Raw genomic sequence first — 5,771 nt, forward strand, 5'->3', positions numbered from 1 at the left:
AATAGCCAGCCCGATATGCATATTCACGTTGAGGATGACCGCACCGGCATGACGGTTTCGACCCTCAAACGTGCTTTAGCAGACAACCTCTACTACATCCAGGGCAAAGACGAAACCTTTGCTAACCTCTACGACTACTACATGGCACTGGCGTACACTGTGCGCGATCGGCTCGTCCATCGCCGCATTAAAACTGCCCAGGCTTACTTCCAAAAAGATACCAAAGTTGTTTACTATCTCTCTGCCGAATTTTTGATCGGTCGTCTGCTGCTCAACAATTTGCTCAATCTCGGTCTGTATGACCAGATGCAGCAAGTTCTCAAAGAAGTCGGGCTCAATCTGGACGATTTGCTAGAGCGTGAAGAAGAACCCGGACTCGGCAACGGCGGCTTGGGCAGACTGGCAGCTTGCTTTCTAGATTCGATGGCAACGCTGGAAATTCCGGCAGTCGGCTACGGCATCCGCTACGAGTTCGGCATTTTTGACCAGTACATTGCCGATGGCTGGCAGGTCGAGCATCCCGACAACTGGCTGCGCTCTGGCAACCCGTGGGAAATTCCTCGCCCGGATTACATGGTCGAAGTCAAGTTTGGCGGCTATACCGAAGCGGCAGCGGATGCGCAGGGACGGGTGCGGACGCGCTGGGTTCCTCGCATCACGATTTTTGGCACACCTTACGACACGCCCGTTTCTGGCTACGGCAAAAACACGGTCAATACGCTGCGGCTCTGGTCAGCAAGGGCAGGCGAAGACTTTGACCTGCACGTTTTCAACGCTGGAGATTACACCCAGGCAGTCGCCGCCAAAACTTTCTCGGAAAACATCTCGAAGGTTCTGTATCCCAACGACAACACGCCTCAGGGTAAGGAATTGCGGCTTCAGCAGCAGTATTTCTTCGTTGCCTGTTCGCTGCAAGACATTATTCGCCTCTACCTGCGAAACCGCAGCACGTTTGATGATTTCCCGGAAAAGGTCGCGATTCAGCTCAACGATACCCATCCAGCGATCGGGGTTGCTGAGCTAATGCGCCTGTTTATCGACGAGTATGGCCTGGACTGGGATAAAGCCTGGGACATCACCCGCCGTACCTTTGCCTACACCAACCACACGCTGCTGTCAGAAGCTTTGGAACGGTGGTCAGTGAATTTGTTTGGCAAGCTGCTACCCCGCCACCTGGAAATCATCTACGAAATCAACTTCCACTTCCTCAATGAAGTCCGAGCGAAGTATCCCAACCAGCCGGAAAAACTGGCGCGGATGTCGCTGATCGAGGAAGGCGGCGAAAAGCAGGTGCGAATGGCGCATCTTGCCTGTGTGGGTAGCCATACGGTGAACGGGGTTGCGGCCCTGCATACCGAGCTGATCAAGCAGGAACTCATGCGGGACTTTTATGAGCTGTATCCCGAAAAGTTCCAGAACAAAACCAACGGCATTACCCCCCGTCGCTGGCTGATGCTGAGCAACCCGGAACTGTGCCGCCTGATCAGCGAAAAGATTGTCGATCGCTCCGAAGCGGAAACGACTGCACATCCCTGGATTACCAACCTCGATGAACTGCGCCGCCTGGAAGCCTTTGTAGACGATCCCCAATTCAGGGCACAGTGGCGATCGATCAAACAGTCCAATAAAAACCATCTGGCAGATTACATTCTGCGATCGAATGGTCTGGAAATTGATCCCAATTCACTGTTCGACGTGCAGATCAAGCGCATCCATGAGTACAAGCGGCAGATCCTTTGTGCGATGTACATCATCACGCTGTACAACCGGATCAAGGCAAATCCTAGCCTGGAGATTGTGCCACGCACGTTTATCTTTGGCGGCAAAGCGGCTCCGGGTTACTTTATGGCGAAGATGGCGATCAAGCTGATTAACTCGATCGGCGAGGTGGTCAACAATGATCCCGACGTGGCAGGACGGCTGAAGGTCGTGTTTCTGGCAAATTACTCCGTCTCGCTGGGGCAGTTTGCCTATCCGGCAGCAGATTTGTCTGAGCAAATTTCGACCGCAGGCAAAGAAGCCTCTGGTACGGGCAATATGAAATTTGCGCTGAACGGCGCATTGACGATCGGCACACTGGACGGCGCAAACGTCGAAATTCGTGAGGAAGTCGGGGCTGACAACTTCTTCCTGTTTGGTCTGACCGCGCAGGAAGTGATGGATCTGAAGGCAAAAGGCTACAAGCCGCTCGACTACTACAACAAAAATGCCGAGCTCAAGCAGGTGATCGATCAAATGTCGTCGGGCTTCTTCTCGCCTAAGGAACCCAGTCTGTTTATGTCGATCGTCGAATCGCTGCTCAACCACGACGAATATATGCTGCTGGCAGATTATCAGTCCTACATTGAGTGTCAGGAGCGTGTCAGCGAGGCATTCCGCGATACGGAACAGTGGACAAAAATGTCGATTCTCAACGTTGCTCGGATGGGTAAGTTTTCCTCCGATCGCACCATTACAGAATACTGCCGCGATATCTGGAACGTTGAGCCAGTTCCGATTGATCTAGAAGCCTATTCGCAGGACAAAGCTGGACTTCGCATTCAGCGAGCCACCGAAATGGCGTAGGCAATGATTTGATGTCAATCACTTCATGCGCTGAATCCAGCCGCGATCGAGTATCCAGTTAAGACTCAGCGCAACTGCGCCAAACAGCAGCAGACTCTCTGCAACCCAGATGCCCCCAGTCCACAGGGGCATTTTTTTGTCTAAACTTGCCTCAATCTGCGCAAACCCCCGCACCAGCCCAAACGCCCCAACTGCCCCCGACTGAAGCTGCGGATTGTTGTCCTGCCGCACTACGTATCGATACGTTACCCCAAACAGAAACCCTGAGAAGATTGCGATCGCAAACGAAATCAAAGCTTCCTTGTGCAGCAATGTTTCTCGCCAGTTTGCATTTTCAGATTGCAAGTAGTGATTTAGAAAAGCGATCGGCACAAATGCAGTAGCCGCAATTAGTTTACCGACAGTACCCGCTTTGAGCGACTCCAGACGTTCCGCGGTTTGGTTATTTTGATCAAATGAAAAGAGGGACATGAGGCGATTGAATAACTCCTGTTTCGTAGATTAGCCTGTTTCGTAGATCAACCTGAGTTTAGATTCAGGGCATGTTGAAGAACTGATAACTGCGATCGAACTCGTCTCCTATCTTTGGCTGCTGTGTAATGAGCTGAATGAGCTTTGTTGCAGGCTTTGCAGCCTCCTAAATCTCTCAACTCTGGAAAAACTTTGAACGGTTTACCTCACGATCGGTTGGGGATTCCGCACTCCCGTTTTTGAGCCAAAGTGGGACAGACAACACCGATCTATCGGTTCTCCACACCAGAAGTTTTGAGGGGAATTTGCGAGGATCATTGTGTCATCAGAGGATGCCCCGCAAATGAAACTCTTCATCAAGCCGCTCTACAACTGGTATCGCAATCTGCTCCGGAACTCCAAATATCGCTGGGTTGTGATTGCCGCAAGCCTACTTTACATTGTTAGCCCCGTTGATTTTGTCACCGATATGATTCCCATTGTGGGCTGGCTCGACGATAGATTGATTGCCTCGATTCTGGTGACTGAAGCTTCCCAACTTTTGCTGGAGCAGCTTAAAAACCGCAAGGCGAAGAACCAGGCAGAAGTTCAAAAAGCCTTGAGTTAGGCTTTAGCGACCAGAAGTTTTGAGGGAAACGCTCCTCACTCCCCATATTCCTAGATTGGAAGGTGCCCAATGACAGATTCTATGAAAGACCAGCTTGCGACTGACCTGGAAAAGGCAAAGACTGAAAGTGGAATGCGGGCAAATCGCCTCCGAGCAATCGCTAAAGCGGCAGCCGTTGAAGCGATCGCCGAAGTCAAAGCAGGCTCCAAAGAGCTGGGATCGATCGCAAAAAACAGCTTTTCAACCGTTGCAGCAAACTCGAATACTCCTGCTGAGAATCCTGCCGCTCACCCTGAGACAGACTCAACCGCTCAGCAAATAATCCGCTTCAAAACGCTAATCCTGAGCTTGATTAAAGGACTGCGTGAGCGTTTAGACACATTGGATACACAACTCGATGAACGGTATGGCGATCGCTACCAGGCAGCAAAGCGACAGCTTGAGCAAAGTGCAGTCTGGTACAGCACAACTTTGGAAAAGGCAAAAGCATCGCCTGCTGAACCAGCCCTGCTGGAGCAAAAGCAAAGTGAACTCACAGCACGGGCAGAAGCCGCTGGAGTTGTCGTCGCTCAGAAAGAGCAGCAGATCAAACAGCAGATTAAAACCATTCTGAAAACGATCAACTCGACTCGCTGAACTGTTTGCTGAACGATTCGCTGAAATTTCTCACCTTGAGGTGACACGATGAAACTTCTTCGCTACGCATTAGGACTCCTGGTTCCTCCGATCGGCGTTTTTCTGACCTATGGCTTCAGCACCACGCTGCTCGTCAATCTTCTCCTGACGCTGTTGGGGTGGGTTCCTGGAAGCATTCATGCCGTTTGGGCGATCGCCAAGTCTGACGAGAAAGCTAGCAATCGAGGAATTGCTTAGTTTGTTCGATTGTTGTTTGAATAATTGGTTTGCATCATTCGTTTGACTTCTTCATCTATCTCTAAACAATCTTTCATCTATCTCTAAACAATCTGTCTCTAAACACTGTCTCTAAAAAAGGAGAATTTACATGATTGGATATTTATTGAATACGCTGATTACTGCCTTAAGCCTGCTCATTGTTGACATTGTGATTCCGGGTGTCAATTTGGCAAACTTTCCCGCTGCAATGCTGGCAGGGGTGGCGATCGGAATTGTGAATGGAGCCGTCAAGCCTGTGCTGTCGCTGCTCTCACTCCCGGTTAACTTCCTGACGCTTGGAGCTTTCTCGCTCATTGTTAACGGCTTCTGCTTCTGGTTAGCGTCTCTGCTGATTCCTGGCTTCACGGTGTCAGGGCTGCTGGCGTTCGTTCTGGGTCCGGTAGTGCTGTCGCTGGGAACCACGTTCCTCAACAGCTACTTTGCGAACAAGCGTTTGGGCAATGCTGTCGCTGCTGCCAGCCCAACAATGGAAGTGAGCAGCAAATAGCATTCCTTCGACTGGCTTAACTAGCTTAAAAGTTGACTTGAGCCGTGTGAGAGGTTCTACATTGCCTGATCCAGCGGTCAACTCTGGGGGACTTTGAGATTCTAAGGCAAGCGATTCTAAGGCAAGCTAAGTTCCTTCCAGAATTTACCCACCAGGCAGTTAAAGCACAAGCATTACTTCTCAAACAGACTGCTATCAATTTCACCTTCTATAACTTTTATCAAGGGGAGGTAGGGCACGATCGGCTCGACCTCTCTTTACGATCTTGAATCATGGGTACGGTTGGTCTTCAGAAAAAGAATATTTAGGAATGTTACAAAATAAGTATCCCAAAAATTTCAGCCGAAATTGAACGGGCCGCGCTGCAAATAAGGAACGTTAAGGCAGTTCACTTTCCAGAGCGCGAGATCGTATAGCACTGGCTCTCGTTAACCCTCCCAATGACGCAAGCTCCTATCCCCAAGAATGAGTCTGAGCGGCTTCAGGCACTTCTGAATTATCAGATTCTTGATACCGCCGCCGAACCCGCTTTTGACGATCTGACCCGTCTGGCAAGTTTTATTTGTGGAACGCCGATCGCGCTAGTGAGTTTAATCGATTGCGGTCGTCAGTGGTTTAAGTCAAACATAGGGCTGCCTGTATCAGAAACCAATCGAGACATTGCCTTTTGTTCGCATGCCATCTTGCAGTCTGATCTGCTGATTGTGCCCAATGCAACCCTAGACC

General features: G+C 50.4%; 6 protein-coding genes and 1 pseudogene. 6 read left to right on the forward strand and 1 reads right to left on the reverse strand.

The features are described from left to right. The first annotated feature begins 15 nt into the window (after positions 1–15). Positions 16–2,565: a glycogen/starch/alpha-glucan phosphorylase gene (locus tag H6F80_RS22400; protein WP_190793751.1), complete on the forward strand. Its 2,550-nt coding sequence runs from the start codon at positions 16–18 to the stop codon at positions 2,563–2,565. A gap of 18 nt (positions 2,566–2,583) precedes the next feature. Here the strand turns inward: H6F80_RS22400 and H6F80_RS22405 are convergent, their stop codons facing one another. Then, a complete protein-coding gene (locus H6F80_RS22405) occupies positions 2,584–3,036 on the reverse strand; it encodes a hypothetical protein (protein WP_190793746.1) in 453 nt (150 codons plus the stop codon). A 343-nt stretch (positions 3,037–3,379) separates the two neighbouring features. Between H6F80_RS22405 and H6F80_RS22410 the strand changes: the two genes are divergently transcribed. The 5 genes and pseudogenes from H6F80_RS22410 to H6F80_RS22430 form a co-directional block, all read left to right on the forward strand. Continuing rightward, positions 3,380–3,643, forward strand: coding sequence for a YkvA family protein (locus H6F80_RS22410; protein ID WP_190793747.1), 264 nt, complete (start codon positions 3,380–3,382; stop codon positions 3,641–3,643). A 69-nt stretch (positions 3,644–3,712) separates the two neighbouring features. Then, on the forward strand, positions 3,713–4,279 hold the full coding sequence (locus H6F80_RS22415; protein ID WP_190793748.1) for a hypothetical protein: 567 nt from the start codon (positions 3,713–3,715) through the stop codon (positions 4,277–4,279). 48 nt (positions 4,280–4,327) lie between these two features. After that, the gene (locus H6F80_RS22420; RefSeq protein ID WP_190793749.1) at positions 4,328–4,516 is read left to right on the forward strand and encodes a YqaE/Pmp3 family membrane protein; all 189 of its coding nucleotides are present in this window, start codon (positions 4,328–4,330) and stop codon (positions 4,514–4,516) included. 130 nt (positions 4,517–4,646) lie between these two features. Then, positions 4,647–5,045: a phage holin family protein gene (locus tag H6F80_RS22425; RefSeq protein WP_190793750.1), complete on the forward strand. Its 399-nt coding sequence runs from the start codon at positions 4,647–4,649 to the stop codon at positions 5,043–5,045. A 440-nt stretch (positions 5,046–5,485) separates the two neighbouring features. After that, positions 5,486–5,771 (forward strand): annotated as a pseudogene (locus H6F80_RS22430) (histidine kinase); the annotation flags it as partial.

The sequence above is a fragment of the Leptolyngbya sp. FACHB-711 genome (genome assembly GCF_014695615.1).
GTDB lineage: Bacteria > Cyanobacteriota > Cyanobacteriia > Elainellales > Elainellaceae > Leptolyngbya_A.

Bases quoted from the DNA above. Each gene is read 5' to 3' on its own strand.
- H6F80_RS22400 (WP_190793751.1), top strand. From the start codon at position 16: ATGCATATTCACGTTGAGGATGACCGCACCGGCATGACGGTTTCGACC.
- H6F80_RS22405 (WP_190793746.1), bottom strand. From the start codon at position 3,036: ATGTCCCTCTTTTCATTTGATCAAAATAACCAAACCGCGGAACGTCTG.
- H6F80_RS22410 (WP_190793747.1), top strand. From the start codon at position 3,380: ATGAAACTCTTCATCAAGCCGCTCTACAACTGGTATCGCAATCTGCTC.
- H6F80_RS22415 (WP_190793748.1), top strand. From the start codon at position 3,713: ATGACAGATTCTATGAAAGACCAGCTTGCGACTGACCTGGAAAAGGCA.
- H6F80_RS22420 (WP_190793749.1), top strand. From the start codon at position 4,328: ATGAAACTTCTTCGCTACGCATTAGGACTCCTGGTTCCTCCGATCGGC.
- H6F80_RS22425 (WP_190793750.1), top strand. From the start codon at position 4,647: ATGATTGGATATTTATTGAATACGCTGATTACTGCCTTAAGCCTGCTC.